The organism is Nonomuraea thailandensis (genome assembly GCF_024172165.1).
GTDB classification, from domain to species: Bacteria; Actinomycetota; Actinomycetes; order Streptosporangiales; family Streptosporangiaceae; genus Nonomuraea; species Nonomuraea thailandensis.
The window spans coordinates 7268958-7294970 of sequence record NZ_JAMZEB010000002.1 but is presented as its reverse complement, the minus strand read 5'-3'; the positions used below and the strand labels follow the sequence as shown (position 1 = coordinate 7294970).

Genomic DNA, 26013 nt, shown 5'->3' with positions numbered 1-26013 from the left:
CGGGAGAGGTCAGTCGGGGGTGGCCTCCAGGGCCTTGGCCACGCTGCGCAGGTGCTGCTGCATGGCCGTCTGGGCCGCCTCCGGGTCGCCGGCCACGATGGCCGCCACGATCAGCTCGTGCTGCGGCAGCGACACCGCGGCCCGCCCCGGCTGCCGGGCCAGCCGGAACTTGTGCCGCACCACCTGCGCCCCCAGCCGCTCGATGATGGCCGCGGACGTGCGGTGCTCGGCGATCCGGCGGATCGTGGCGTGCAGCGCGGCGTTGAGCTCGGAATACCGGTCCAGGTCGTTGCGCTCCACCGCCGCCCGCATGCCGATGACGATCTCGCGGAGCCGCGCGGCCTGCTCGGGCGTGACCCGCTCGGCGGCCTTGGCGGCCGACAGGCCCTCCAGCACCATCCGCACCTCGGTGATCTCGATGGCCTCCGCCTTCGAGATCGCCCGGACGCGGGCGCCCTTGTTGCGTAGGATCTCGACCAGCCCTTCCCCGGCGAGCTCCTTGAACGTCTCGCGCACGGCGGCGCGCGGCGCGCCGAACTGCTCGCAGACGTCCGCCTCGACCAGCCGCTGGTTGGGCACGAAGTCCCCGCCGAGTATGGCCGCCCTGACCCGGTCGGTCAGCGTCTGCGCGCTCGGGGGCCCTGAGCTCACGAGATCCTCCTCGGTGTCCTTGGTGGACAATATTATGGACAATCCCCACCGGATGGCGCGCGTCCTGACCCGCCGGGCGCTTTGATCATTTGCCCCGAGTCTGTCGGTGGCCTCCGGTAAGTTCCCGAAGCAATTGATCAGCCGGCCGCACGGGCGCGGGCACTTCCGCCTGCGCCGACGAGCCGGCGGGCGGGAGGTTCTGAGGTCGTGGACGCGGACAAAACCGCGTGGGAGCAGCGCAGCGTGGTCCGGGTGGTGCCACCCGTCGAGCCGCGCAAACTCGCCAAGGTGCCCTTCGTCGAGCTGGCCGACGGCCGGCTCCAGGGGGTCGTGTCGAGCGGATCCGACATCGAGCGGGTCTACGTCTCGTCGATCACCGCGGGCACCCACGCGCTGAGCTGCAGCACCAACAACAACCGGCCGTGCGGCGCGCTGCACGGCTACGCGTGCAAACACATCCGCATGCTGGCCGACGAGGCCGTCGTCCAGTACGGGCTGGACCGGGTGGCCCGCTACCTGCGGGTCGAGGTGCCCGAGGGCGGCCACCTGATGCACGTCATCACGGGGCACGTCGAGCGCACCCCGGCGGCCGTCGTGTTCAGCCGGTTCCTGCGCCACCTGGCCTACCTGGAGGTGCCCGACAGCGCCGAGCCGCTGGCCGAGCTGCACTGGTTCCCGGCGACCGGGGCGGTGCGCTGATGCCGATCACGTGCGTGTCAGACAAGGCGGTGTGCTGATGCTAGACGTACAGCTGAGCGAGCTGCTCGGCGACGATCCCGCGGGCGTCGGCGAGGCGCTCGGCCTGGTGGCGGGCTTCGACGACGCGCTCGCCCTAGGGCTGGCCAGGCTCGGCGAGGAGCCGGCCGCGGCGCTGGCCGCCATGGCGGGCGCGCTGGCGGGCACCCCCATCGGCGACCGGGTCGGCGAGGCCGTGGAGAAGGTGGCCGCCGGGTCCGTCGCCGACGAGCACCTGGCGGCGCTGGCCGGCGGCCGGGCCGCGCTGTTCGGCGCGGTGCACGACGCGCTGCTCGCCCGCCTCGACGCGGCCCTGGGCCGCACGCGTGCCGTCTGGGAGCCCGCCGAGGGCAAGGCGGAGGTGGCCGGCAACCTGCTGGCCGGCTGCCGGGTGTGGCTGCGCGAGCTGGCCATCGTCGGCTGGCGCGGCGTCGACCACGACCTGGTCTCCGCGGCCGACCAGACCATCGAGGCGCTGCTGGCCGTGCCCGAGCTGCGCGGGCTGGCGGTGCTGCTCGACGGGCTGGCGACGGAGCTGCGGGCCTCCAGCCCGGTGGCCACCATGGACCGGCTGCCCGCCCGCAGGTGGGCCGACCTGTGGACGCGCGCCATGCTGCTGTCGCAGCACGGGCCGTGGCACGGCGGCGGCGCCGAGCCGGTGTCGGGCCGGCTGCTGATCCTGGGCGCCGACGTGCACGAGCACGCCACCGTCGTACGCGTCCAGATCCACGCCGTCCTGGAGCCCGCCGGTGGCGCGCCCGCCAGGCTGGTCCGCACGAGCATGGCGGCCGCCAAGGTCGACACCATCGTCGGGCCGACCGTGTGGAAGCTGCTGGGCGACCAGCCCGTGCTGCTGTCCGCGCTGGCACAGCACCGCAGCGTGGAGATCACCGACATGCCGCTGCTGCCCGGCGGCGACCTGGTGTGGGAGAACGACCGGGCCCGCGCGGGGGAGGAGGCCGACCCGTTCGCCACGGCCAGGCTCCGGCTCGCCGCCGCGACGCCGCCGGCGGTCACGCCGCTGGACCGGCACCCCGTACGCATCGCCGAGCCCGTCCTCGTCGAGGGTTACAAGAGCGACGGCCGGACGATCGACCTGGGCGGTGCCACGCTCGACCTCGACCTCGACCGGCTGCCGTCCGCGGGGCCGCTCACCCCGGCGCTGGTCAAGGCGTCCACGGCGTGCATCGGGCTGGTGCGCTGGGACGGCGGGCGGTGGTCGCTGCAGCCGCTGGCCGTGCAGGCGTCGGTGAAGAAGCAGCCGGTCGCCGCGCACAACGGCGACTGGGCGCTCGGCCCCACCGACCCCAAGGCGGCCAAGGCCGAGGCCAGGAACGGCGACGTGGTCGCCGTGCTGCGCGAGCGGGCAGGACGGCTGCTGCGGAAATGACCGACATGACCACAGAGCCGACCGCGCAGAGCGCCGGAACCGCCGCGCGGAGCGCCGGGACGGCCGGGCAGAGCGCCGACGAGACGCGGCGGCAGGTGCTCTACTGGCGCCTGATGTCCCGGCTGTTCGGCACCGACGAGCAGCCCGCGCTGGAGAACGCCAGCCTCGGCATCGTCGGCGACCTCGACCTGCCGCTCACCCTGCTCGACCCCGCCGTGTCGGTCGACAACCTGGTGCAGCGCTTCCCCGACCTGGCCGCCGAGTTCGACGGCCTGATGGCCGACAAGGAGCACGAGGCGGGCGACGAGGTGCGCCGCGCGGCCCTGGTCTCCAAGCTGCTGCTCAACGTGTTCGCGACGGGCTCGGGCAACGTCTCCGCCGCCCAGCTCGAGAGCTGGAAGCAGGACGCCGCCTGGTTCGAGCGCGGCATGGGCTGCGAGCCGGGCGGGCTGCGCCACAGCCAGGGCAACGAGGAGCTGGCCAAGGTCCTGGCCGGCCTCGAAGGCGACCTGATCAAGCGCATGCACCTGCGCGAGGTGCTCGCCGATCCGGCCCTGGCCGCGCAGCTCACACCCAGCATGTCGCTCATCGAGCAGCTCCTGCGTGACAAGTCCAACCTGTCGGGCGTCGCGCTGGCCAACGCCAAGTCGCTGATCCGCAGGTACGTCGACGAGGTCGCCGAGGTGCTGCGCACGCAGGTGGAGAAGACCAGCTCCGGCGTCATCGACCGCTCGGTGCCGCCCAAGCGGGTCTTCCGCAACCTCGACATCGAGCGCACCATCTGGAAGAACCTCACCAACTGGAACGCCGAGGACCAGCGGCTGTACGTGGACCGGCTCTACTACAAGCAGACCGCCCACCGCACGACGCCGGCCAGGCTGATCGTGGTCGTCGACCAGTCGGGCTCGATGACGGACTCGATGGTCAACTGCACCATCCTGGCCTCGATCTTCGCGGGCCTGCCCAAGGTCGACGTGCACCTGATCGCGTACGACACCCGCGCCATCGACCTGACGCCCTGGGTGCACGACCCGTTCGAGGTGCTGATGCGCACGAACCTCGGCGGCGGCAACAACGGTCCGGTGGCGATGGCCATGGCCCGCCCCAAGATCAGCGACCCGCGCAACACCGTGATGGTGTGGATCTCCGACTTCTACGAGTTCGGCGCATCCCAGCCGCTCTACGAGGGCATCGAGGCCGTCTACCGCTCGGGCGTGAAGTTCATCCCCGTCGGCTCGGTCAACAGCTCGGGCGTGCAGAGCGTCGATCCGTGGTTCCGCAAGAAATTCAAGGACCTGGGCACCCCGGTGATCTCGGGCCACATCCACAAGCTCGTCTTCGAGCTCAAGAACTTCCTCACCTAGGAGACTCGCGAATGAGTGACGATATGCTGCGCGCCCCCGCAGAGATGAAGTACGCGGAGGAGCTCGACTACCTGGAGTCGATCGACGACGCCCCCAAGCCGTTCTCCTGGCGGCTCAGCCCGCGCATGATCCGGGTGTTCATCCTCGGCTCCGAGCGCTCCGACGGCATCGAGCGCGAGATCCCGCAGAAGTGGTTCGGCGACCGCAGTTTCGTCGAGCGCAGCATCGTGACCCTGGCCTCCGACCGGGGCCTGCTGCTGATCGGCGACCCGGGCACCGGCAAGAGCTGGCTGGCCGAGCTGCTGGCCGCCGCGATCTGCCGCAACTCCACGCTCGTGGTGCAGGGCACGGCGGGCACCACGGAGGACCACATCAAGTACTCGTGGAACGTCTCCATGGTCATCGCCAAGGGGCAGTCCCGCGAGTCGATGATCCCCTCGCCGATCATGACGGCGATGGAGCGCGGCGTGATCGGCCGCTTCGAGGAGCTGACCCGCTCCACCAGCGACGTTCAGGACGCGCTCATCTCGATCCTGTCGGAGAAGTACGTCTCCATCCCCGAGCTCGACGACGACAACATCGTCTTCGCCCAGCCCGGCTTCTCCATCATCGCCACCGCCAACAGCCGCGACCGGGGCGTCAACGACCTGTCCTCGGCGCTCAAACGGCGCTTCAACTTCGTCCGCATCCCCGTCGTGACGAACAAGAAGAGCGAGGCGGAGATCGTCCGCTTCCGCACCGAGGAGCTGCTGCGCAGGCACCGGATCGAGCTGGACCTGCCGCCCACGCTGCTCGACATCCTGCTGCAGAGCTTCGCCGACCTGCGCTCGGCGGCGGCCTCGGCCACCAGCGACGACGAGAAGCTGGAGTCGGCGCTGTCCACGGCCGAGCAGATCGGCGTGCTGGAGGACGCCATCCTGCACAGCCACTTCTTCGGCGACCGCGTGCTGCGCGCCCAGACGCTGGCCTCCTCGCTGGTCGGCTCGCTGGCCCGGCGCAGCCCCGAGGACCTGGCCATCCTCAACAAGTACTGGCACGGCGTCGTCGAGCCCCGCAGCAAGAAGGACGGCGGGGAGTGGCCGGAGTTCCTCGAGGGCGGCCGCGAGGCCATCTCGACCCTGTCATGAACGGTCCCTTTGGCGCGCTGCGCGAGCAGCTCCTCGACGCCGCCGAGCAGTTCGCCGGCAGCCCCGTCGCGGTGTCCGGCATCCTGTCGGGCCTCGTGGACGACGTGGACCGGGCGCTGCGCGAGGAGCTGGAGATCTTCCCGGTCTGCCACCACTCGCCGGCCTCCGCGCTGGCGATGGTGCGCAGGCTGCGCGAGAAGCAGCCGAAGGTCATCTACCTGGAGCTGTGCGAGGACCTCGAGCCGCTGCTGACCGAGCTGCGCAACTGCCGGCTGCCGGTGGCGCTGCAGGCGTTCGCCACCGACCTCGACGGCTTCCCGAAGGAGTCGGCGCCGCTCAGCGTGGTGGCGCCGATCACCGAGGCGTCGGCCGAGTACCAGGCCATCTCGTACGCGCTGGAGACCCCCGGCGTCGAGCTGGTGCTGGTGGACCGCTCGACCGACCACGTCTTCCAGTGGGAGCCCAAGGAGGAGCCGGCCGGCCCTCCGGCGGCGAAGGAGGAGGGCGCCGGGCTGCACGGCGACGCGGTCGGCGTCGAGATCGGCGACCTGCGCCCCCGCTTCGCCGAGCTGGAGGAGCACCTGCTGCACCACGGCAAGGTGCGCCACTGGTCGGAGTGGTGGGACCAGTACGTCGAGCAGCCCCTGTCCGGCGCGGACTACGACACCTACCGCCAGGTCATGGTGCTGATCGGCAGCCTGTTCCGCCGCCTGCGCCCCGACGACGACCGCCGGGTGGCCATCGACGAGGATCGCGAGCGCTACATGTGGACCAGGATGCGCGAGCACCTGGCCGCGTCCGGCGCCGACCCCGCCGACTGCCTGTACGTGTGCGGCGCCTTCCACGCCGCCAGCCACGTCGAGCAGTTCGGCCTGAGGTCCACGGCCCCCTTCGAGATCAGCCCGCGCACGGCCACGAAATGGCTGTACGGCCTCATCCCGTCCAGCCACTCGGCCATCGAGGCGCAGTTCGGGCTGGCCTCGGGGTCGGTGTCGATCGCGGCGGCGACCTGGGCCAAGGCGCTGACGCGAAGCAGGCTGACCCCGTTCCAGCTCGACGGGCAGAAGGGCGCCCGCAAGCGGGCGGCCAAGCTGCCCGCGCCCGCCGCGCCGAAGGACGAGGTGGCCGACAAGCTGACCGGGTTCCTGTCCAGGCCGCCGGCGCTCGACCCGCTCGACGACGCCGAGCTGGTCGGCTGGTCGGTGGACATCGTCCGGCTGGCCCGCCGCAACGGCTACCTGGCCAGCACGGCCGACGCGATCGCGGTCTACGAGACCTCGATCCTGCTGGCCGGCATGCGCAACCGCGCCAGGCCCACGCCGTACGACTTCCAGGACGCCGCCGTCACGTGCATCGAGAAGGACGCGGTGCCGGGCCGGCGCGACATCCGGCGGCTGTGCGAGATCCTGCTCGGCGGCGACCGGGTCGGCGAGGTCGGCTACGACGCGCTGCCGCCGCTGGCCAGGAACGTCTACGACCGGCTCGCGCCGCTCGGCCTGGACCTGGAGAAGCGGACCATCCAGCGGGCGCTGCTCGACCTGAACGCCGAGCCGGATCTGGTGCCCTGCTCCGACCTGCTGTGGATGTTGCGGTACCTGCTGCCGTCCGACGCGGTGCGGCCCATCATGGGCGAGCGCAGGCTGGGCGAGCGCTCCATCCAGGAGAGCTGGGACCTGGCGTTCGGCAAGTACCAGCGCTCGATCATCGAGCTCGGCTACGAGGGCGTCACCATCGAGCAGGTGCTGGAGCAGCGGCTGCGGCGCTCGGTGCACGACCCCAAGGCCACGGCGGCGGTCGCGCTGGCGGCGGTCGAGGACTCCATCCTGTTCCTCGGCAGCCGGCGCTTCGCCGACGAGCTGGGGGCGCGGGCGGTGGAGCTGCTCGCCGCCGAGCGCACCGTGGACGACGCGCCCGAGGTGCTGCGCCGCATCCGGCGGCTGCTCGCCTACTACCGGGCCAACGAGCCCGAGCTGCCCGCCTGGTGCGAGTCGTTCGTGACGGCCGGGTACGCGCACTACTGCACGCTGCTGCCGACGGCCTTCGTGGACGACGACACGGGCGTGCGGCAGGTGGCGGCCATGCTGGGCTTCCTGTTCACGATGGAGAGCCTGGCTCTGGCGCTCGGCTGCGACCGGGCCCAGCTGGAGCTGGCGGTGCGGCAGTCGCATCCGGAGGCGCCCGGCAAGGTGGCTCTGCTGTGGGCGGCCCACCACCAGCTCGGGCTCCTGCCGATCGCCGAGCTGCGGGCCCGCTGCGACGAGCTGCTGGCCAACCCGCTGGTCATCCCGTCGTTCCCGCACTACATCATGGGGTTCGTGCAGGCCATGGAGCCCGCTCCGGGGCTGTCGGGGTTCGTGGTGGAGGTGATCTCGAAGGCGTTCGGGCGGCTGCCCGACAACGTGCTGCTGCCGTGGCTGCCCAAGCTGATCACCACGCTGCGGGACGGGGCGGCGGAGCTGATGCCGGTGCTGATCCGGGAGGCGGGGCGCACGTTCCCCGGCTCGCTGACGGCGGTGGACTCGTGGGTTCCGCCGTGGACGGCCCGCCCCAAGCCCGCCGCCGCTTCGGCGCCGGTGGCGTCGGGGCCGGTGGCGTCGCTGCTCACCGCCCATCCGGACGCGTGCGACGCGGTGGCGGGGCTGCTCGGGTGCGAGGGGGAGTGGCGTGTGGCCGGCGCCGTGGAGATCGGGCATCAGGAGGTGAGCGCGCTGCTGGCCGAGCACCCCGAGCCGGTGCTGGCGGTGGCGGGCCTGCTGCTCTGACGTTCCGGTGCGATGGGCCACCGGCCGGGTCACGCGTACGTGGCCCGGCCGGGTGGCCGGGGTCGCGGCCCCGCAGAGTCATCGCGCGCACACGAACCGATTTTGATGACGTTCCAAATTCACGGTTTGGGACAAATGCCTGAACAACTGGTTGATCTTGGCTCATCCTTGCCCTGCGAAGCGGCTCCGCCATCCCGGAGCCGCACGGGATTCAAGGGAGTTTCATGGTCAACCGATATCGGGCGCTGCTGACGGCGGTGACGGCCCTCACCACGCTGGGGACCGTCGCCGTCGCCCCCTCGCAGGCGTCCGCCGTCGCGCCGGTCACCGCGACGTTCGCCGCCGCCGACGACGTGTTCGTCAGCCAGGCCGAGCCGGCCAAGAGCTTCGCCACCGCGACGTGGCTGAGCGTCTGCGGCTCCGCCTGCGGCAGCACGGCCGCCGGCCAGCGGGCGGCGCTGGTCCGCTTCAAGGTCACCGGCATCCCCGAGGACGCCGAGGACGTCCAGGTCACGCTCGACGTGATCTCGGCCAGGACGACCGACACCACCGTCTCCGTCCGCCCCGTCACGGGCGACTGGACAGAGGCCGCCACCACCTGGAACACCCGGCCGGGGCTCACCGAGGCGGCCCTCGACTCGCACACCGGGTTCACCACGGGCGCGACGGCCAAGCTGGACGTCTCGGCGGCGATCGAGGGCGACGGCACGTACGCCTTCGCCCTCACGGGGACGTCCGACACCACGACCGTCCTGATGTCGTCGCGCGAGACCGGGAACCGGGGGCCCAAGCTCACGGTCACCTACACCGAGGGCACGGGCGAGGAGCAGACCGACGGGCCGCTGCCCTTCACCCTGCCGGGAACGGCGGCGCTGCGGGCCTCGGGCAAGAAGGTGTTCGCGCACTACTTCACGCCCTATCCGATCTCGCTCGACAATGCCGCTCCAGAAAACGATTACTACGCCAGGAACTACCTCAAGCCCGAGGGCGAGAGCGGCAAGCACGCCGCGTACGGCGGCCTGCTGCGCGACCGGCCGCCGGGGCGCTCGCCGATCACCGGCGACTACGCGCTGGCCGACCTCAAGACCGAGGTGAAGCAGGCCATCGCCGCCGGGCTGGACGGCTTCACCGTCGACATCCTCTCCGTGACCAGCGCCCACTGGACGCGCGTGCAGAACCTGATCAAGGCCGCCGAGGCGGTCGACCCCGGCTTCAAGATCGTGCTCATGCCGGACACGAACGGCCTGGCCTCGGTCGACAGCGCCGCCCTGGCCGCGGCGATGGCCAAGCTCGCCGCGTCGAAGTCGGTCCACCGGCTCGCCGACGGCCGCCTCGTCGTGGCGCCCTTCAAGGCCGAGGGCCGCACCGCCGCCTGGTGGTCGTCGTGGATGAAGACCATGGAGACCGCGCACGGCATCAAGGTCGCCCTGGTGCCCTGCTTCCTCGACTTCAACAAGCACCGGGAGGCGTTCGCCTCGATCAGCTACGGCTTCTCCAACTGGGGCGGCCGCAACCCGGCGGCCAACGCCAACCTGGCCACCAACATCACCACCGCGCACGGCATGGGCAAGATCTGGATGCAGCCGGTGTCGATCCAGGACGAGCGGCCCAACCAGGGCATCTTCGACGAGGCAGGCAACACCGAGAACCTGCGGGCCACCTGGAAGGGCGCCATCGACGGCAAGGCCGACTGGGTCCAGCTCACCACCTGGAACGACTACTCGGAGAACACGCAGTTCGCGCCGTCGCGGAATGCCGGGTGGACGTACCTGGACATCAACGCCTACTACCTGACCTGCTACAAGCTCGGCTGCCCGAAGATCACCAACGACTCGGCCTACCTGACGCACCGGATCCAGCCGGTGGCGGCGGCGCCGTCGTACGCGCAGACCAAGCTGATGAAGCTGCGCGGCGGCAGCACGGCGGCCCGCGACACGGTGGAGGTGCTCAGCATGCTCACCGCGGCGGCCAAGGTGTCGGTCACGATCGGGGGCGCGACCCAGACCTACGACGCGCCCGCAGGGGTGTCGGCCAGGACGTTCCCGCTGAAGGCGGGCGCCGTTTCCGCGAGCGTGTCCAGGAGCTCGGCCGCGGTCGCGAAGGTCGTCTCGCCGTACACGGTCACCGCGACCCCGTACGTGCAGGACCTGCACTACCGGGCGGTGTCGAGCGAACGCTGACAAAGCGGGCCGGTCCTCGGGCCACCCCCGCGGACCGGCCTCTTGAGGACCGGCCCCCTGAGGACCGGGCCCCTGAGGACCGGGCCCCTGAGGACCGGGCCCAGGGGGCCGGTTCTTGTGGCGAGGGCTCAGGATGCCGTCGTGGGGCGGCAGGTGGTGCCGGGGGCGGGCAGGCGCAGGTCCGTCAGGTACGCGTCGGCGTGCCCGATCGTGCAGGCGTCGCCCGTCAGGTACAGCCCGTGGCCGTGCCCGTCGAACCTGACCGTCGCCGAGCCCGGCACCCGCCGTACGAGGTCGGCCGTGTCGGCGTGGTCGGTCCACGTCCCCGCGCCCAGGAACGGCGGCAGGCCGGCGGGCAGCGGCCGGGGCGGGTTCGCCGCCGGGGCGGGCCAGCCGGAGCAGCCGAGCCGGTGCCACAGGCCCATCCCGTGGAGGTTCGGCGAGAGCCGCTCGCCCAGCGCCCGGACGGCCCGGTAGTCGCGGTAGTCGCGGTAGCGCAGCCCGTCGGCGCACTGGGTGGCGTTCATGCCGATGAACGACGGTGGCTTCGGCGTGCCGATGCCCGCCTGCACGTACGTAGCGAACCCGGTCGCGTCCCCGCCCTCGGCCTGCCTGACGGCCTGGGCGAGCTCCTTCCAGCGCGCGTTCCCCGGCCCGGGCGAGACGAGGTGCGGCATCGCGGCGACCTGAAGGTCGAACCCGCTGTACGTGGCCGGGTCGCCCTTGACGGGCAGGGGCTTGACGTCGGCGGCGGCGACCAGCCTGCGCCAGCGGGCGCCCAGGTCGTCCCCGCACACGTCGCCGGCCGAGTCGCACCACTTCAGGAACCGGCCGAACTGCGCCTCGTACGTCCGATAGCGCGTCCGCGCCTCCGTCATGGCGTCGCGCAACTGGTTGACGGCCCCGTCGAGGTACATGGCGCGGACGCGGTGCGGGAACAGGCGGGCGTAGGCGACGCCGGGGACGCCGCCGTAGGAGGTGGCGATGAAGCTCAGCCGCTCCTCGCCGAGCGCGGCCCTGATCGCGTCGATGTCGCGGGCCACGGACGCCGAGTCGAGGTGGTCGAAGAACTCGGGGTCCAGCTTCCTGCACTCCTGCGCCGCCCGGCGGATCCCGGCCGCCTGCGTGGCGTACTCGCCCCGGGTGTCCGGGCGGGTGAGCAGCGGGCCGGTCGCGAAGCACTTCCGCGGCAGCCGGCCGTACGTGGTGGCGTTGCGCGGCTCGAGGCTGACCACGTCGAAGTGCTCGCGCAGCTTGCCGAAGCTGCTCCGGTACGAGGTGAGGTCGTCGATGCCCGAGCCGCCGGGGCCGCCGGGGATGCTGAACACCGTGCCCCTGCGCTCGCCGCCGGTGGCGGGCAGCCGGGCCATCCTGATCGTGATCTTGCGGCCGTCCGGCTCGGCCCAGTTCACGGGCACCTCGACGGACGAGCACCGCAGGTCCTGCGGCCGGTCGTCGCCCTGGCACGCGCCCCAGCCGGGGGCGTCCGCGGAGGCGGTGGGCGCCACGGTCAGTGCGCCGAGCACGGCGCCGATCGCGATGAGTTTCATGCCTGCCACGATCGTCGTCCGGCGGGCGGATCTCGATCGTGGCACGTCCCGTCTTCGGGGTGGTGCCAGGGCTAGTACGGCGCGGAAAATGAAGTCGCGGACAATTCCGAATGACTTCTGAATGACCATTCTCCGGAAATCCAGCTATGTCAGTCTTTATTGCCTTTTTGGGTAATCCGATGGGGTGCCCGTAATCGTAGTATCCGTGCTGAGGCTGCTGCTGACGGTGGAGGGGTGGGCACTTGTCACGTCCGCGACCGGGAGAGGACCTCGGGCGGATCGCCGGATACCGGCTCGCCGAGTTCCTCGGGGAGGGCGGGCAGGGGGCGGTCTACCTGGGGCTGAGCCCGTCCGGCGACCAGGTCGCGATCAAAGTGCTGCACGCCAGGATGGCGGAGGACCCCGAGGCTCGCCGCAGGTTCCTGCGCGAGGTGGAGCTGGCGCGCCGTGTCGCGCCCTTCTGCACGGCCAGCGTGCTCGACATGGGGATGCACGACGATCGGCCGTACATCGTGAGCGAATACGTACGCGGTGATTCGCTGGAAAGAGCCGTCCGCCGGGACGGTCCCCGCACCGGCGGCGGGCTGGAACGGCTCGCGGTCGCGACCGCCACCGCGCTGGCCGCGATCCACCGCGCCGGGGTCGTGCACCGCGACCTCAAACCCGGCAACGTCATCCTGGGGCCCGAGGGGCCGGTCGTGATCGACTTCGGCATCTCCCGCGCCCTCGACCACGCCGCCACCCAGACCGGCGCCGTGGGCACGCCCGGGTACATGGCGCCCGAACAGGTCAGCATGGACCCGGTCGGGCCGGCGGCGGACGTGTTCAGCTGGGCCGCCACCATGGTGTTCGCGGCCACGGGGCGGCGGGCGTTCGCGGGGGACTCGGTGGCTTCGGTGCTGCGGGCGCTGCTGCACGAGGAGCCCGATGTGGCGGGGGTGCCTGAGTCGTTGCGGGCGCTGGTGGTGACCTGCCTGGACAAGGACCCGGCGCGCCGCCTCACCGCCGAGGCCCTGGTCGGGGTGCTGACCGGCGGGGCCGACCCGGCGGCCACCTGGGACGCGGCCGCTCCTGGCGGGTCGGCCGGTTCGCCGGGTGGGCCTGCTCTTCCGCGTGGCGGGACCGATCCGGTGGATGCGGCCACGGCCCGTTGGGATCCGCCCGACGACGAGGCCGGCCGGACGGCGGACGCCCTGACGCCGCCCACGCCCACGCCGCCCACTCAGGCATCGTTCGGTCAGGCATCATCGGCGCAGACACGGCCCGCGCTTTCACCGTCCACTTCCTCTCCGTCCACTCCCTTGCCGTTCGCTCCCTCACTGCTCACGGAGGCTTCGCCGGCGCGCAGGGTGCCGCGCCGTGCGCTGGTGGCAGGTGGGGTGGCGCTCGTGGTCGTGGCGGCCGTGCTGGTGGCGGCGATGTGGCCGAAGCAACCCGGCGCGGGCACCGTCAGCCCCCTGGCCGCCACCGTCGGCACCACCGCGCCGAGCGGCGGACAGGCGGGCCGGCCGCTGACGGGCCACACCAACGACATCAGGGCAGTGGCGCTCGGCACGCTCGGCGGCGTCCCCGTCGCGCTGACCGGCTCGGACGACGAGACCGCCCGCCTGTGGGACCTGCGCACCTCCCGGCAGAGCGGCGCCACCCTCACCGGCCACACGGAATGGGTCAGGTCGGTGGCCCTCGACCAGCTCGACAGCACCGCGATCGCCATCACCGCCGGCGACGACGACACCGCCCGCGTCCGGAACCTGCGTACCGGCGAGTCCCGCGTCCTGTCCGGCCACACCGGCGACGTCAAGGGCGTGGCCACCGTCCGGGTGGGGGACCGGCACGTCGCCGTCACCGCCTCCGCCGACGGCACCGCCCGGGTGTGGGACCTGCGTACGGGCGAGCAGTCCGGCAGACCGCTCACCGGTCACGACGGCGCGGTGTGGGGCGTGGCGGCGGGGCAGGTCGGCGGCAAGGCCATCGCGGTCACCACCGGCGACGACGGGACGGTGCGCGTCTGGGACCTGGCGTCGGGCAAGCAGGTCGGCGCGCCGATGACCGGGCACACCGGCTGGGTGCGGTCGGCGGCTCTCGGCACCCTGGACGGCGTGCCGGTGGCGATCACCGGCGGTGAGGACACGACGGCCAGAATCTGGGACCTGACCACCAGGAAACCCCTCGGCGGGCCGCTCACCGGACATACGGGCCCGGTCTGGTCCGTGGCGATCAGCAACCTGGACGGGACCCCTGTCGCGGTGACCGGCAGCAAGGACAGAACGGCCCGCGTCTGGGACCTGAACGCCGGGCAGGAACTCGGCGCGCCGCTCACCGGACACGACGACGCGGTCTGGTCGGTGGCGATCGGCCTCCTCGACGGCAGCCCGATCGCGGTCACCGCCGGCCGCGACCAGACGGCCCGCGTCTGGCCGCTCAACCGCTGACCCGACGGCCTGCATCTGACCACTAGACCGCTGCCCCAGCGCCCCACTTGACCCATGCGCCCAGAGGGCAGCGTGCCACGGGCCAGCGTGCCAAGGGCCAGCGAGGGGAGCGCGGCCAGGGTGCCAGAGCGGGTTGGCGCGGCCAGACCAGCCAGGGTGCCAGCCTGCGGGGCGCCAGGCCAGCCGGGGCCGCCCGGCCAGCCGGCGCCAGCGCCGTTGGAGCGGTCAGGCGACCAGCGGCCAGGGCGGCCAGGGCGGCCAGGGCTGCCGGGCGAGGGGCCAGGGTTGTCGGGCGTGGGGCCGGGGGTGGCCGGGCGACCGGGCGGGCGACCGGGCGGGCAGGGCGGGCGAGGGTAGGGCGGTCGGTGGTGAGAGCGGGCAGGGGTGGCTGGGGCGGTCTGGGAGGCGGTGTCAGCCGAACACGCGCGCCAGCAGGGGAATGCGCCGCACCACGAGCCGGTCCACCAGCAGGACCGCCACCATGGTCACCCCCGCCAGCGGGAACAGCACCCCGAGCACCGCCATGACCGCGATCACCCCGTACGTGGTGCGCCGGTCCGTGGTGCGGGCCGGGGCGCCGGCGCGGCCCCGGGGGCGGCGCTTCCACCACATCCACGCCCCGGTGACCACCAGCGTGATGATGGTCAGGCAGGCCCCCAGCATCACGATCAGGTTCGCGGTGCCGTACCGGCGGCCCTCGTGGAGGGCGACGCCCTGCTCGACGGCCTTGGCGAGCACGCCGTACTCGGCCCAGCCGTAGGAGACCAGCACCCGGCCGCTGTACTGGTCGACGTGGAGCGTCTGCGCGGCCGACGGGTCGCGGCGCGGGTCGGTCACGATCGTGTAGACGCCTTGGGGGCCGTCCGGCAGCAGGACCTTGAGGTCGCATTCGGCCGGCGGGCAGGAACGGATCGCGGGCATGGCGGCGGCCAGGGCGTTCTCGATGGGCAGGGCGCCGGGCTGGAGGACGCCGTGCGCGGCGTGGTGTCCGGCGTGCCCGTCCGGGGAGCGCGGGACGTCCTGGGACGGCGAAACGTCCTGGGAGGACGGGACGTCCTGGGAGGGCGGGGCGTCCTGGGAGGGCGGGACGGGGAGGCGTTCGGCTGCCCAGGGGACCTTGGCGTCCGGGTTGGTGGACAGGTCGCCGGACAGGGGCGGGCCGGAGGTGTGCGGGTAGTCGTCGGCGCTGGGGTAGGTCGAGCCCGTACCGGCCTGGAGGCGTTGCAGGCCGTCACCCCACACGCCCGACCACGGCAGGCCGGACAGGACGAGGAAGACGACCACCGAACCCCCGCCGAGCCCCGTCAGGATGTGCAGCCGCCGCAGCCGGCCGCGTCCTGGCCGGGCGGGCTTCCTGCGGGTACGCCGGCCGCGCCACCACAGGTACGTGCCGGTGGCGACGAGGATCAGGGCCCAGCAGGCGGCGGTCTCCACGACGCGGTCGCCGACCGTGCCGGACATGAGCTCGCCGTGGATCGTACGGACCACGCGCATGAACGTGGCCCCGTCGTCGATCTGCCCGACCACCGTGGCCGTGCCCGGATCCACGTACACGGAGACGCCCTGCGCCCAGGGGCCGGTGTCGGCGCCCTGGAGGATGACGCGGGTGGTGCGGTCGGGGGACGTGGGCGGGACGACGGACATGACCGGAGTGCCCGGCCGCGCCTGCTGGGCGGCGGCGATCTGCTCCGACAGGGGGCGGGCCGTGGCGGCGGGCTGGGCCAGCGTGCGGACGTCCTGGTAGCGCCACTCCTCGAAGGGCTCCTTGAAGAGGTAGATGGAGCCGGTGACGGCCAGGACGAGCAGGATCGGGGCGACGAAGAGGCCGGCGTAGAAGTGCCAGCGCCAGACGGCGCGGTAGCGCTGGGAGGAGGTTTTCGCGGGCGCGGGGAGGGCTGTTTCCGGGCGTGTTTCGACAGAGGTCATGGGGGTTCCGTTCCGGAGGTGCGCGCATGCGGCAGGACAGGCGGGTGCCGCGTGAACAGGGCCGTGTCGCGTGAACAGGCACTTGCCGACGTGAGCAGGCGCGTGCCACGTGGACCGGCGCGTGTCGCGTGAGCAGGCGCGTGCTACGTGAGCAGGCGCGTACACCGCGAACGACCGAGACGTCGATCCCTGGCACCTGGCGGGGCGGCCCCCGCCGGCACAGAGCCCAGGCCAGCACCTGGGCGTGGCGGAGGCCACCGGCACCCGCGCTCACCGGCGCCGGGAGCCGGCGGGGGAGTGCGGAGGGCGGCGCGTCGCGGGCGGTCAGCAGGGCCCACAGGTCGTGGAGCGAGCAGGCCAGCAGCCGCAGCAGCGTGGCCAGCGCCTTCTCGCCCCGATCGAGCCACCACGCCGAGACGGCGGCCACCAGGACGTGCGCCGCCGGCATCACGATGCCGCCGTAGAGCCCGCCGCCATGATGGCCCGGCGCGCTCAGGGGGTGGTGATGCAGGGAGACGCCCAGGCCCGCGGTGAGCAGATCGGCGGTGAAGAGCTGGTGCATGCCGTACTGGGCGGCGAACGAGGCGGCGAGCAGCGTCCCGGCGGACCGGCGGCGCCGGGCCAGCACGAACGCGCCCGCGCCCGTCGCGGCCGTGGCCGTGACCACCGTGCCCAGGCCGGCGATCGGCCCCCCGGCCAGCACGTGCATGCCGAGGGCCGCGAGCACGCACACGACCGCGAACACCGCCGCCCGCAGCCCGCGCAGGCCGGGCCGCCCGGCCTGCGCGGTGTCCCTGCTGCCGGTGCCGCGTCCTCTCTGCTCGGGGCTCATGCGCGATCACCGCTCACATGGACGGATACGCCCGTCCGGCGAGCGCGGTTCAACGGACGCGAGAGAAGTTCGCGCCCGCTCGCGGGAGCGCTAGCCCCGGCCGTAGACCACCCGCGGCGGATCGCCCCCGAAGAGCTGGCTGACGGTGACGAACCGGTAGCCGCGCTTGGACAGGCTCTTCAGCACCTTCGGGATGGCCCGCACGGTCGAGGGGTGGATGTCGTGGAAGAGGATGACGCTGCCCGGACGGACGGCCTTGATCGCCTTGCGGGCCACCTTGGCGCTGTTGCGGTACCGCCAGTCCAGGGTGTCCACGCTCCACATGACCACCGGCCGCCCGGCCTGCGAGCGCACGGTCGCGTTGAACGCCCCGTACGGCGGCCGGACGAGCTTCGGCGTGATCCCGATGGCCGCCCTGATCGCCCGATCGGTACGGGCGAACTGCGAGCGCACCGCCGCGGCCGACAGTTTCGTCAGGTCCGGGTGCGACCAGGTGTGGCTGCCGATCTCGTGCCCCGCCGCGTGCGTCCTGCGCACGATCCCCGGGTACGCGGCGACGTTCTGCCCGACGACGAAGAACGTGGCCCGCGCCCGGTAGGCCGCCAGGCTCCGCAGCAGCGCGTCCGTGTACTTGCCGGGGCCGTCGTCGAAGGTCAGCGCCACGCACTTGACCCGCCGGCAGTTCACCGGCCTGGCCCCGGCCGCGAAGGCGGCGCCCCCGGCCGCGAAAGCGGACCCGGACGCCGCAGCGGCCCGTGGAGCAGCGGCCGCGGCGAGGGCGCTCGCGGATAAGGCCGCCTCAGTGGTGGCGGCGGTCGTCGCGGAAGCGGCCCGCGCCGCTTCCGCGCTGGTGACGAGCGTGCCCGCACCCCCCAGGCCCGCCGCCAGTGCCACCGCGGCGATCGCCCTCGCCGTCCCCCGTCTCGCGCCGGCCGCCCCAGGCCCGCGCGACATCGCGTCGATGTCCATGAATCCCCCTGTACGAGCACCGCCCCCGGTGCGTGTCCCCTGAAGGACGACCCCGGCGACGCCAGGATCGTTCCAAAGGTTGGACTCGCGTCCTTGGCTCCTGGTTCGCACAGGAACGCGAACCGGATGACAGGGATCTCAGGCGTGCCCGACGGAGCGCAGCCCCGCCAGCGCGGCCTCGGCGAACGCGCCGACGACCTCCCCGCCCTGCACGGGCGGCCACACGGCGGAGGTGGACCAGGTCAGCCGGGGCTCGTCGATCGGCCGCCACACCAGCCCGGCCGGCAGCTCGTCGTACGGCTCCTCGTTGAGGTGCGCCCCCAGCCCCGACATGACCAGGCCGTGCACGAAGTGCGGGTTGCGGGCGTGCCGGATCGCGCCGGGCAGGAAGCCGTTGTCGCGGCACGCCTCCAGCACGTGGTCGTAGAGCTGCGGCGCCATCTCCCTGGGGAAGATCACCAGGGGTGAGCCGTCGAGCGTGCGCAGGCGTACCACGTCCTGGAGGGCCGCCCGGTGGCCGGCGGGGAGCACCACGCCCAGCCGCCGGTGCACGACCTCGCTGGACTCCAGCCCCACCGTGTCGCAGGGGTGCCGTACCAGGCCCGCGTCGAGCTCCCCGGCGCGCAGCTTGGCGAGCTGGCTGGCCGTGGTGAGCTCGTGCAGCTCCAGCAGCACGTCGGGGACGTGCTCGGTGAAGCGCGCCACCAGCGTCCGCAGCGCCATGGGCGTCGTGTCGGGCGGCACGCCCGCGCGCAGCACCCCGGACGCGCCGGGGCGGATGCGGCGCATGGCCTCGCGGGCGGCGTCGGCGCGGTCGAGCACGCCGCGGGCGTGCTCCAGCAGCAGCGCGCCCGCCTCGGTCAGCGAGACGCGGTGCGGGTTGCGGTCGAACAGCCGCACGCCCAGCTCCCGCTCCAGATCGCGGATGCGCTGGGACAGTGGCGGCTGGGCCATGTGCAGCCGCTCCGCCGCCCGGCCGAAGTGCAGCTCCTCCGCCACGGCGACGAAGTACCGCAGGTGACGCAGCTCCATCGGCCCCACCATATCGCTCTGATATCGCCAAGGGACTTCATTGATGTTGGCCACGGCCCCGTCACACCTGGTTGTATCCCGGCAAGCCCGTTGACCTGCGAAGGGACGCTTGTGACTGTGCTGCTGGACCGTGACGGACCCGTCGCGGTGATCACCCTGAACCGGCCGGAGAAGCTGAACGCCTGGACCGCCGAGATGCGCGAGCGGCTGATCGCGCTGCTGTGCGAGGCGGGCGCCGACCCGGAGGTGGGCGCGGTCGTCCTCACGGGCGCCGGGCGGGCCTTCTGCGCGGGGCAGGACCTGGGCGAGACGGCCACGATCGACCCGGACGACCACGCCGCCTCCGATGCCTGGATCGACGGCTTCGACCGCCTCTACCGGGCGGTCCTCGACCTGGACAAGCCGGTCGTGGCGGCGGTGAACGGGGTGGCGGCCGGATCGGGCTTCCAGTACGCGCTGCTGGCCGACCTGCGCATCGGCCACCCCGGCGTCCGGATGGGGCAGCCCGAGGTGCTGTCCGGCATCCCGAGCATCACCGGCATCTGGGCCATGTGGAACATCCTCGGCCGGGCCAGGACCACCGAGTTCGCGCTGACCGGGCGGCTGGTGTACGGGGCGGAGGCCGAGCGGCTGGGCCTGCTGACCAGGCTCGTCGGCGACGGCGACGTGCTGGCGGAGGCCGTCAGGCAGGCCAAGGAGCTGTCCGCGCTGCCGCCCGGCGCCGTGGCGCTGACCAAGGGGCGGCTGCGGGAGCTGGAGAGCCAGGCGCTGGCCGAGGCCGTGGACGCCGCCAAGAAGGTGCACGCCGCCGCGTACGCCTCGGGCGAGCCGCAGCGCGAGATGAACCGCTTCCTGCGGGGGCGTGCCCGATGACCGGCTGGAGCGTTCCCTCCGCCGGCTACGAGTGGCGCGTCCCCGAGCGCTACAACATGGCCGTGGACGTGGCCGACCGCCATCCGCGCGAGAGCCTGGCCCTGATCTTCGAGGACCACACCGGCTCCCACGAGGAGATCCGCTGGGGCGAGATCCAGGACCGCTCCCGGCAGATCGCCGCCTGCCTGAAGGGCGCCGGGGTGGGCCCCGGCGACCGCGTCGCCGTCATGCTGCCGCAGCGCACCGACACGCCCGCCACCTACCTCGGCGTGCTGCGCACCGGCGCCGTGCTGGTGACCATGTCGCTGCTGTGGGCCGACGACCAGATCGCCTACCGGCTGGCGGACTCGGGCGCGTCCGTGCTGGTCACGGAGGCCGGCGCGGTCCGCAGGGCCGGCGGCTACGAGGGCATCGTGGTGGACGTGGACGACCCGGTGATCGGGCGGCTGGAGCCGGAGTTCGAGGACGCCGACACGGCCGCCGACGACCCGGCGCTGATCTTCTACACCTCCGGCACGACCGGCCCCGCCAAGGGCATCGTGCACGCGCACCGCACGCTGCTCGGCCACAACGAGTTCGAGGTCTGCCACGACCTGCGCCCCGGCGACGTCTTCTACGGCGCGGGGGAGTGGGCCTGGTCGATGGCCAAGCTCATGGGGCCGCTGCGGGCCGGCGCCGTGCACTACGTGTACCGGCCGGCCGCCGGGTTCGACCCGGAGGGGCTGCTCGCGGGCATGGCGCGCAACGGGGTGACGACCGGGCTGGTCAACCCCACGTTCCTGCGCAAGATGCGCGAGCGGGTGCCGGACGCGGGCGCCCGCCACCCGCAGCGCCTGCGCACGGTCTGCTGCGCCAACGAGCCGCTCACCGCCGACCTCATCCGGTGGTTCCGCGACCAGTTCGGCGTCACGCTGCTCGACTACTACGGCTCGACCGAGTCGTACCCGCTGATCGGGAACCTGCCCGGCACGGCGGTCAAGGAGGGCTCGATGGGCCGCCCGCTGCCCGGCTGGGACGTGGCGCTGCTCGACGAGCACGAGCGGCCGGTGCCCCAGGGCGAGGTCGGCGAGATCTGCCTGCGGGCGCGGAGCAACCCGCAGTTCCCGCTCGGCTACTGGAACCGCCCCGAGGCCTCCCAGGAGAGCTTCGGCGGGCAGTGGTTCCACACCAAGGACCACGCGCGCGTGGACGAGGACGGCTACTACTGGTTCCTCGGCCGCGTGGACGATGTGATCAAGACCTCCGGCTACCGCGTCGGCCCCGACGAGATCGAGGAGGCGCTGCGCGCCCACCCCGCCGTCGCCGACGTGGGCGTGGCCGGGGTGCCGGACCCCGTGCGCGGCCAGGCCGTCAAGGCGTGGGTCCTGCTCTCGCCGGGCCACCGGCCGGGCGAGGAGCTGGCACGGGAGATCCGCGAGTTCGCGAAGACCACGCATTCGCGCTTCGCCTACCCGCGCGAGATCGAGTTCGTCGACGAGCTGCCCCGCTCGGCGACCGGGAAGATCCAGCGCGCGCAGCTCCGCCTCCGTCACACCCAGTAAGGAGCCAGGCATGACCCCCCAGGAATCCGCGCCCACTTCAGCGGCCGTCAGGCGCAAGGTCTCGTTGGCCTCCGCGATCGGCAACTTCGTCGAATGGTTCGACTCCGCGGCGTACGCCGTGATGTCCGCGACCATCGCCGCGCTGTTCTTCCCCGACTACGACAAGTCGGCCGCCCTGCTCGCCACCTGGGCGATCTTCGCGGGCGGTTTCATCGCCAGGCCGCTCGGCGCGGCCTTCTTCGGCCGGTACGGCGACCGCCTCGGCCGCAACCGCATGCTGGCCCTGACCGTGCTCACCATGAGCGGCGCCACGTTCCTCATCGGGATCCTGCCGACCTACGCCTCCTGGGGCATGGCCGCGCCGATCCTGCTGTTCCTGCTGCGCTGTGCCCAGGGCTTCTCCACCGGAGGCGAGTACACGGGAGCGTCGGCGTTCATCGTCGAGTACGCGCCCGAGGGCCGCAGGGCCCGCTTCGCCGCCGCCGTGCCCGTGACCGTGGGCCTGGCCAGCGTGGCGGGCTCCGGCGTCGGTTTCCTGCTCACCTCGACGCTGACGGCCGAGGCGCTGCAGAGCTGGGGGTGGCGCGTGCCGTTCCTGCTGGCGGCGCCGCTCGGGCTCATCGGGCTGTACCTGCGCTCCAAGGTCGAGGACACGCCCGTGTTCCGGTCGCTGGAGCAGCACGACGCGGTGGAGCCGGCGCCGCTGCGCGAGGCCGTGCGGCGCTGCGGCCGGCAGATCGCCACGCTGTTCGGCTACAGCATCACCAACGCCGTCGGGTACTACCTGATGAGCAGCTACATGATCGCGTACATGTCGGAGGAGCTGGGCTACACCAAGAGCGAGTCGCAGCTCACGAACGTCGTGTCGATGCTGGCGTACAGCGTGGCCTGCGTCTTCGCCGCCATGGCCAGCGACCGGTTCGGGCGGCGGCCCATGCTGATCGCGGCCTGCGCCGGGTTCGTGCTGCTGCCGCTGCCCGCGTTCTGGCTGATGGGGTCGGGGCTGGCGGGGGCCATGCTGGGCACGTCGCTGCTGGCCATGCTGGTCTCGGTGATCGGCACCTCGAACGTGCCCGCGCTGGTCGAGATGTTCCCCGCCAAGGTGCGGGCCAGCGGCTCGGCCATCGGCTACACCGCCGCGTACGTGCTGTTCGGCGGCACCGCGCCGTTCGTCGCGACGGGGCTGGTGTCGGCGTCGGGCAGCGCCATCGCGCCCGCCTTCTACATGGTCGTGATCGCGGCGGTGTCGCTGGTCGTGGTGCTGACCTCGTTCAAGGAGACGCGGGGGCTGCGCCTGGACCGCGGCGTGGACGCCGTGGTTCCCGCCGGCCGGGGTTGACAGCCGCGCGGGGCTGGTCTTCTCTCATCCCATCGGGGGTAGGGAGGGGAGCCCCGCATGGTCGCGATCCGTCGATCCATTCTTGTCCTGATCGTCACCATCGCCCTCCTGCCCTTCGACCCGGTGCTCGCCCGGACCCCCGCGCCGGGCGGGCCCGGCACGGCCTCGCACTTCGGCCTGGCGCGCAAGGACTGCGTGGGCACCTCGGCGGGCCGCGCCTCCAAGGTCTGGTTCACGGTGGCGGGCGGCGTCCTGTCCGACGTGTACGAGCCCACGATCGACAACACCAACGTCGAGACCCTGCAGTTCGTCGTCACCGACGGCAGGACGTTCACCGAGCTGCAGGCTCGCGACACCACCTACCAGGTGAGCACCGACTCCTCCGGCATGACCTGCACGATCACCTCGGCGAGCAAGCAGGGCCGCTACCGGCTGACCACCACGTACGTCACCGACCCCGACAGGAACGCCGTGGTGGTCCGCACCCGCCTCCAGCCCGCCGGCCTGCGGCTGTACGCCAGGCTCGACGCGAGCGTGAACGGCAACGGCGGAGGCGGCGAGCCGAACGGCGGTGCCGACAGCGGCGTGGTGGACGCCGGTACCGGCGCCCCCGTCGTGTGGGACGGCAACACCGTGACCTCGGCCCCGGCCCGCGACTACGCCGTCCCGACCCACCTGGCACTGCGGGCCGGGCGGCGGCTGCCGCAGGCGAGCGTCGGGTACGCCGGCACACCCAGTGACGGGGCCGCCCAGCTCGACGCGGCCCGCGAGCTGACCCCGTACACCGAGGCCCTGGCGGGCAACGTGGTCGCCACCGCCCGGCTGCCGCTCGACGGCCGGGGCGAGGTCACGTTCGCGCTCGGCTTCGGCCGCGACAGGGCCGCCGCGCTGCGGACCGCCGCCGAGGCCGCCGCCCGCCCGTTCGACGGCACCCGCGCCCGCTACGAGGCCGGCTGGGCCGCCTACGACGCCGGCCTGCGCAGGCCACCCGGCGCGCTGGCCGGCCTCTACCGGCTCTCGGTCAACGTGCTCAAGGCCAGCGAGGACAAGACGTTCCCCGGCGCGGTCGTGGCGTCCCTGGCCGCCCCGTGGGGGCAGGCGGTCGGCGCCGGCGAGCTGGCCGGCGGCAAGGCGCTCTACTTCGGCTCCTACCGCGAGGTGTTCTCCCGCGACCTGTACGAGGCGTTCACCGGCTTCCTCGCCGCCGGCGACGTGGCCACCGCCCGCGCCACGGCCCGTTTCCTGCTGGAACGCCAGCAACTGCCAGACGGCCGCCTGCCGCGCAACTCCCTGCTGAACGGCAGGCTCGCCCCCGACTCGGGCGGCGACCAGCTCGACGAGACCGCCTACCCGATCCTGATGGCCTACCAGTCGGGGCTCACCGGCGTGTGGGACGACGTGCGGGCGGCCGCCGACTTCCTCGTCTCGCACGGCCCCGCGTTCGGCGTGGAGCGGTGGGAGGAGCAGTCCGGCTACTCGCCGTCCACGATCGCGGCCGAGATCGCGGCGCTGGTCGCGGCGGGCGAGCTCGCCGCACGCCACGGCGACCAGGCGCGGGCCAGGCTCTACCGGGCCACGGCCGACCACTTCGCCCGCTCGGTCAAGTCGTGGACGGTCACCACGACCGGCCCGTACGCGCCCCGCTACTTCCTGCGCCTGTCCCGCACCGGCGACCCCGACGCCGCCGTCTCCTACAACCTGGGCAACGGCGGGCCCACCGAGGACCAGCGCCGGGTGGTGGACGCCGGCTTCCTGGAGCTGACCAGGCTCGGCATCCTGCCGCCCGACGACCCCGACGTGCTGGCCAGCCTCCCCGTCGTGGACGGCGTGATCAGGCGCGACACGGCGAGCGGCCCCGGCTGGTACCGCTACGGCTCCGGCACCCCGGGCACCGAGGACGGCTACGGCGACTGCCACGAGCCCGACCCCACCTCCTGCGCGCCGTCGGGCAAGCCGTGGCCCACCGGCAACAACGGCTCGGGGCACGTGTGGCCGGTCCTGGCGGGCGAGCGGGCCGAGCAGGCGCTGCAGACGCGCGACCAGGGCACGGCCGCCGCGCTGCTGTCCGCCATGCGCGCGATGGCGTCGGGCACCGGGCTGATCCCCGAGCAGGCGTGGGAGAACCCCGGCCTGCCCGCCTCCGCGTACGGCGCCGACCCGGCCACCGCCTCGATCGGCTTCCGCGACGGCGGCCCCGCGGGCTCGGCGTCGCCGCTGACGTGGGCGCAGGCCCAGGTCGTCCGGCTCATCCTGTCGCTCGGCTCCACCAGGCCCGTCGAGCAGCCCGACGTCGTGCGCCGCCGCTACGCCGACCCGCCCCGGGCCGCCCCGCTCACCGTCACCGCCCCCGCCGACGGCGCCGCCGTGCCCGGCACGTCCGTGACCGTCACGGGTGGCACCGTCCCCGGCGCGCGGGTGGAGGTCGCCGCCACGCCCGTCGACACGGGCGCGGCCACGCGGGTCGTCTCGGCGCGGGCCGGCGCGGACGGCGCCTTCGCCGCCACGGCCCCCGTGGCGTTCGGGGAGGTCGTGCTGACCGTGACGGCCACCACCTCGGACGGGCGCACCGGGCACGCGCGGCGGGCGGTCGTCGGCGACATCGTGGACGCCACGACCGTGCTCGACGCCGAGGACCCGGAGGGCGACGACGACGGGCCGGGCACGTACGCGTACCCGACCGCGGCCGACTTCCACGACGGGGCCTTCGACCTGCGCGGGTTCCAGGTCATCACCGACGCGAGCACCGTCTACCTGCGGGCCGAACTGCGCGACCTCAGCCCGACCTTCGGCAACCAGATGGGCGCCCAGCTCCTCGACGTGTACGTGCGCGACCCGGCGGCGTCCACGACCTCGACCGAGGCGGCGTTCCCGCAGCGCAACCACCGGATCGCCGAGCAGGACGCGTGGAGCCAGCGGGTGGAGGCGCAGGGCTTCGCGGCCCCGGTCTGGGTGACGGCGGACGGCGCCGCGCGGGCGGGGGCCGTGGTCCGCGCGTCCGGCACCACGCGGACGATCACGATCGCCCTGCCCAGGGACACCTTCGGCACGCCCGGCCCGGGATGGCGCTTCGCCGTGGTGCTCACCGGGCAGGACGGGTTCAGCGCCGACCAGGCCAGGACGTTCGCCGCGACGCCGCAGCCGTACCAGTTCGGGGTGTGCGCCGAGGGCGGCACGGCCCCGCTGTGCGCCGTGGACCCGGGCACCGTGCCGAAGGCCCTCGACGTGCTCCTGCCGCCGGGCCGGCCGCAGGCGGACGTGCTGAACCCGCTGCTCGGCCCGGTCGCCGTCCCGGCGGTGCGGGTGCCGTGAG

General features: G+C 73.2%; 17 protein-coding genes. 12 read left to right on the top strand and 5 right to left on the bottom strand.

The features are described from left to right. Positions 1–9: 9 nt before the first annotated feature. Positions 10–651, bottom strand: coding sequence for a GntR family transcriptional regulator (locus HD597_RS37240; RefSeq protein WP_253748485.1), 642 nt, complete (start codon positions 649–651; stop codon positions 10–12). A 207-nt stretch (positions 652–858) separates the two neighbouring features. Between HD597_RS37240 and HD597_RS37235 the strand changes: the two genes are divergently transcribed. From HD597_RS37235 to HD597_RS37210, 6 genes are all read left to right on the top strand, one after another. After that, entirely contained in the window at positions 859–1350 is a 492-nt protein-coding gene (locus HD597_RS37235) for a hypothetical protein (RefSeq protein WP_253748483.1), read from the top strand. Between the two features lie 37 nt (positions 1351–1387). Further along, positions 1388–2776, top strand: a complete 1389-nt coding sequence (locus tag HD597_RS37230) for a hypothetical protein (RefSeq protein WP_253748481.1) — start codon at positions 1388–1390, stop codon at positions 2774–2776. Continuing rightward, positions 2773–4140: a VWA domain-containing protein gene (locus HD597_RS37225; RefSeq protein WP_372513448.1), complete on the top strand. Its 1368-nt coding sequence runs from the start codon at positions 2773–2775 to the stop codon at positions 4138–4140. Before HD597_RS37230 ends, HD597_RS37225 begins: the two co-directional genes overlap by 4 nt. A gap of 11 nt (positions 4141–4151) precedes the next feature. Then, entirely contained in the window at positions 4152–5267 is a 1116-nt protein-coding gene (locus tag HD597_RS37220) for an ATP-binding protein (RefSeq protein ID WP_253748477.1), read from the top strand. Beyond that, complete coding sequence (locus HD597_RS37215) at positions 5264–8029, top strand: DUF5682 family protein (RefSeq protein ID WP_253748475.1); 2766 nt, start codon at positions 5264–5266, stop codon at positions 8027–8029. The genes HD597_RS37220 and HD597_RS37215 overlap by 4 nt, the downstream gene beginning before the upstream one ends. Before the next feature lie 224 nt (positions 8030–8253). Then, positions 8254–10209 carry a glycoside hydrolase family 71 protein gene (locus HD597_RS37210; RefSeq protein ID WP_253748472.1) on the top strand — a complete coding sequence of 652 codons (1956 nt, stop codon included), beginning with the start codon at positions 8254–8256 and terminating at the stop codon, positions 10207–10209. A 128-nt stretch (positions 10210–10337) separates the two neighbouring features. Here HD597_RS37210 and HD597_RS37205 read toward each other — a convergent pair whose 3' ends face one another. Beyond that, positions 10338–11759 carry an alpha/beta fold hydrolase gene (locus HD597_RS37205; RefSeq protein WP_253748470.1) on the bottom strand — a complete coding sequence of 474 codons (1422 nt, stop codon included), beginning with the start codon at positions 11757–11759 and terminating at the stop codon, positions 10338–10340. 242 nt (positions 11760–12001) lie between these two features. Between HD597_RS37205 and HD597_RS37200 the strand changes: the two genes are divergently transcribed. Next, the gene (locus HD597_RS37200; protein WP_253748468.1) at positions 12002–14191 is read left to right on the top strand and encodes a serine/threonine-protein kinase; all 2190 of its coding nucleotides are present in this window, start codon (positions 12002–12004) and stop codon (positions 14189–14191) included. Positions 14192–14602: 411 nt separating this feature from the next. Here the strand turns inward: HD597_RS37200 and HD597_RS37195 are convergent, their stop codons facing one another. Continuing rightward, positions 14603–16117 carry a PepSY-associated TM helix domain-containing protein gene (locus HD597_RS37195; RefSeq protein ID WP_253748466.1) on the bottom strand — a complete coding sequence of 505 codons (1515 nt, stop codon included), beginning with the start codon at positions 16115–16117 and terminating at the stop codon, positions 14603–14605. A 560-nt stretch (positions 16118–16677) separates the two neighbouring features. Here HD597_RS37195 and HD597_RS37190 point away from each other — a divergent pair. After that, positions 16678–17043, top strand: coding sequence for a hypothetical protein (locus HD597_RS37190; protein ID WP_253748464.1), 366 nt, complete (start codon positions 16678–16680; stop codon positions 17041–17043). Here the strand turns inward: HD597_RS37190 and HD597_RS37185 are convergent. Both HD597_RS37185 and HD597_RS37180 read right to left on the bottom strand, forming a co-directional pair. Continuing rightward, a complete protein-coding gene (locus HD597_RS37185; protein WP_253748462.1) occupies positions 17040–17918 on the bottom strand; it encodes a polysaccharide deacetylase family protein in 879 nt (292 codons plus the stop codon). The genes HD597_RS37190 and HD597_RS37185 overlap by 4 nt on opposite strands. Positions 17919–18056: 138 nt before the next feature. Then, entirely contained in the window at positions 18057–18950 is an 894-nt protein-coding gene (locus HD597_RS37180; protein WP_253748461.1) for a LysR substrate-binding domain-containing protein, read from the bottom strand. 111 nt (positions 18951–19061) lie between these two features. Between HD597_RS37180 and HD597_RS37175 the strand changes: the two genes are divergently transcribed. From HD597_RS37175 to HD597_RS37160, 4 genes are read left to right on the top strand one after another with little or no spacing between them, the layout of a single operon-like run. Beyond that, entirely contained in the window at positions 19062–19823 is a 762-nt protein-coding gene (locus HD597_RS37175) for an enoyl-CoA hydratase/isomerase family protein (RefSeq protein WP_253748459.1), read from the top strand. Then, positions 19820–21364, top strand: a complete 1545-nt coding sequence (locus HD597_RS37170) for an acetate--CoA ligase (protein ID WP_253748457.1) — start codon at positions 19820–19822, stop codon at positions 21362–21364. Before HD597_RS37175 ends, HD597_RS37170 begins: the two co-directional genes overlap by 4 nt. Positions 21365–21374: 10 nt before the next feature. After that, positions 21375–22703 (top strand): MFS transporter, encoded by a 1329-nt coding sequence (locus HD597_RS37165; RefSeq protein WP_253748455.1) that lies wholly within the window; start codon positions 21375–21377, stop codon positions 22701–22703. A 57-nt stretch (positions 22704–22760) separates the two neighbouring features. Then, a complete protein-coding gene (locus tag HD597_RS37160; RefSeq protein ID WP_253748453.1) occupies positions 22761–26012 on the top strand; it encodes a glucodextranase DOMON-like domain-containing protein in 3252 nt (1083 codons plus the stop codon). The last annotated feature ends 1 nt before the right edge of the window (position 26013 follow it).

Excerpts from the sequence above, each read along its gene's own strand:
- HD597_RS37230 (WP_253748481.1), top strand. The coding sequence starts at position 1,388 with ATGCTAGACGTACAGCTGAGCGAGCTGCTCGGCGACGATCCCGCGGGC.
- HD597_RS37225 (WP_372513448.1), top strand. The coding sequence starts at position 2,773 with ATGACCGACATGACCACAGAGCCGACCGCGCAGAGCGCCGGAACCGCC.
- HD597_RS37220 (WP_253748477.1), top strand. The coding sequence starts at position 4,152 with ATGAGTGACGATATGCTGCGCGCCCCCGCAGAGATGAAGTACGCGGAG.
- HD597_RS37215 (WP_253748475.1), top strand. The coding sequence starts at position 5,264 with ATGAACGGTCCCTTTGGCGCGCTGCGCGAGCAGCTCCTCGACGCCGCC.
- HD597_RS37210 (WP_253748472.1), top strand. The coding sequence starts at position 8,254 with ATGGTCAACCGATATCGGGCGCTGCTGACGGCGGTGACGGCCCTCACC.
- HD597_RS37205 (WP_253748470.1), bottom strand. The coding sequence starts at position 11,759 with ATGAAACTCATCGCGATCGGCGCCGTGCTCGGCGCACTGACCGTGGCG.
- HD597_RS37195 (WP_253748466.1), bottom strand. The coding sequence starts at position 16,117 with ATGACCTCTGTCGAAACACGCCCGGAAACAGCCCTCCCCGCGCCCGCG.
- HD597_RS37190 (WP_253748464.1), top strand. The coding sequence starts at position 16,678 with ATGCCGTACTGGGCGGCGAACGAGGCGGCGAGCAGCGTCCCGGCGGAC.
- HD597_RS37185 (WP_253748462.1), bottom strand. The coding sequence starts at position 17,918 with ATGGACATCGACGCGATGTCGCGCGGGCCTGGGGCGGCCGGCGCGAGA.
- HD597_RS37180 (WP_253748461.1), bottom strand. The coding sequence starts at position 18,950 with ATGGAGCTGCGTCACCTGCGGTACTTCGTCGCCGTGGCGGAGGAGCTG.
- HD597_RS37170 (WP_253748457.1), top strand. The coding sequence starts at position 19,820 with ATGACCGGCTGGAGCGTTCCCTCCGCCGGCTACGAGTGGCGCGTCCCC.
- HD597_RS37165 (WP_253748455.1), top strand. The coding sequence starts at position 21,375 with ATGACCCCCCAGGAATCCGCGCCCACTTCAGCGGCCGTCAGGCGCAAG.
- HD597_RS37160 (WP_253748453.1), top strand. The coding sequence starts at position 22,761 with ATGGTCGCGATCCGTCGATCCATTCTTGTCCTGATCGTCACCATCGCC.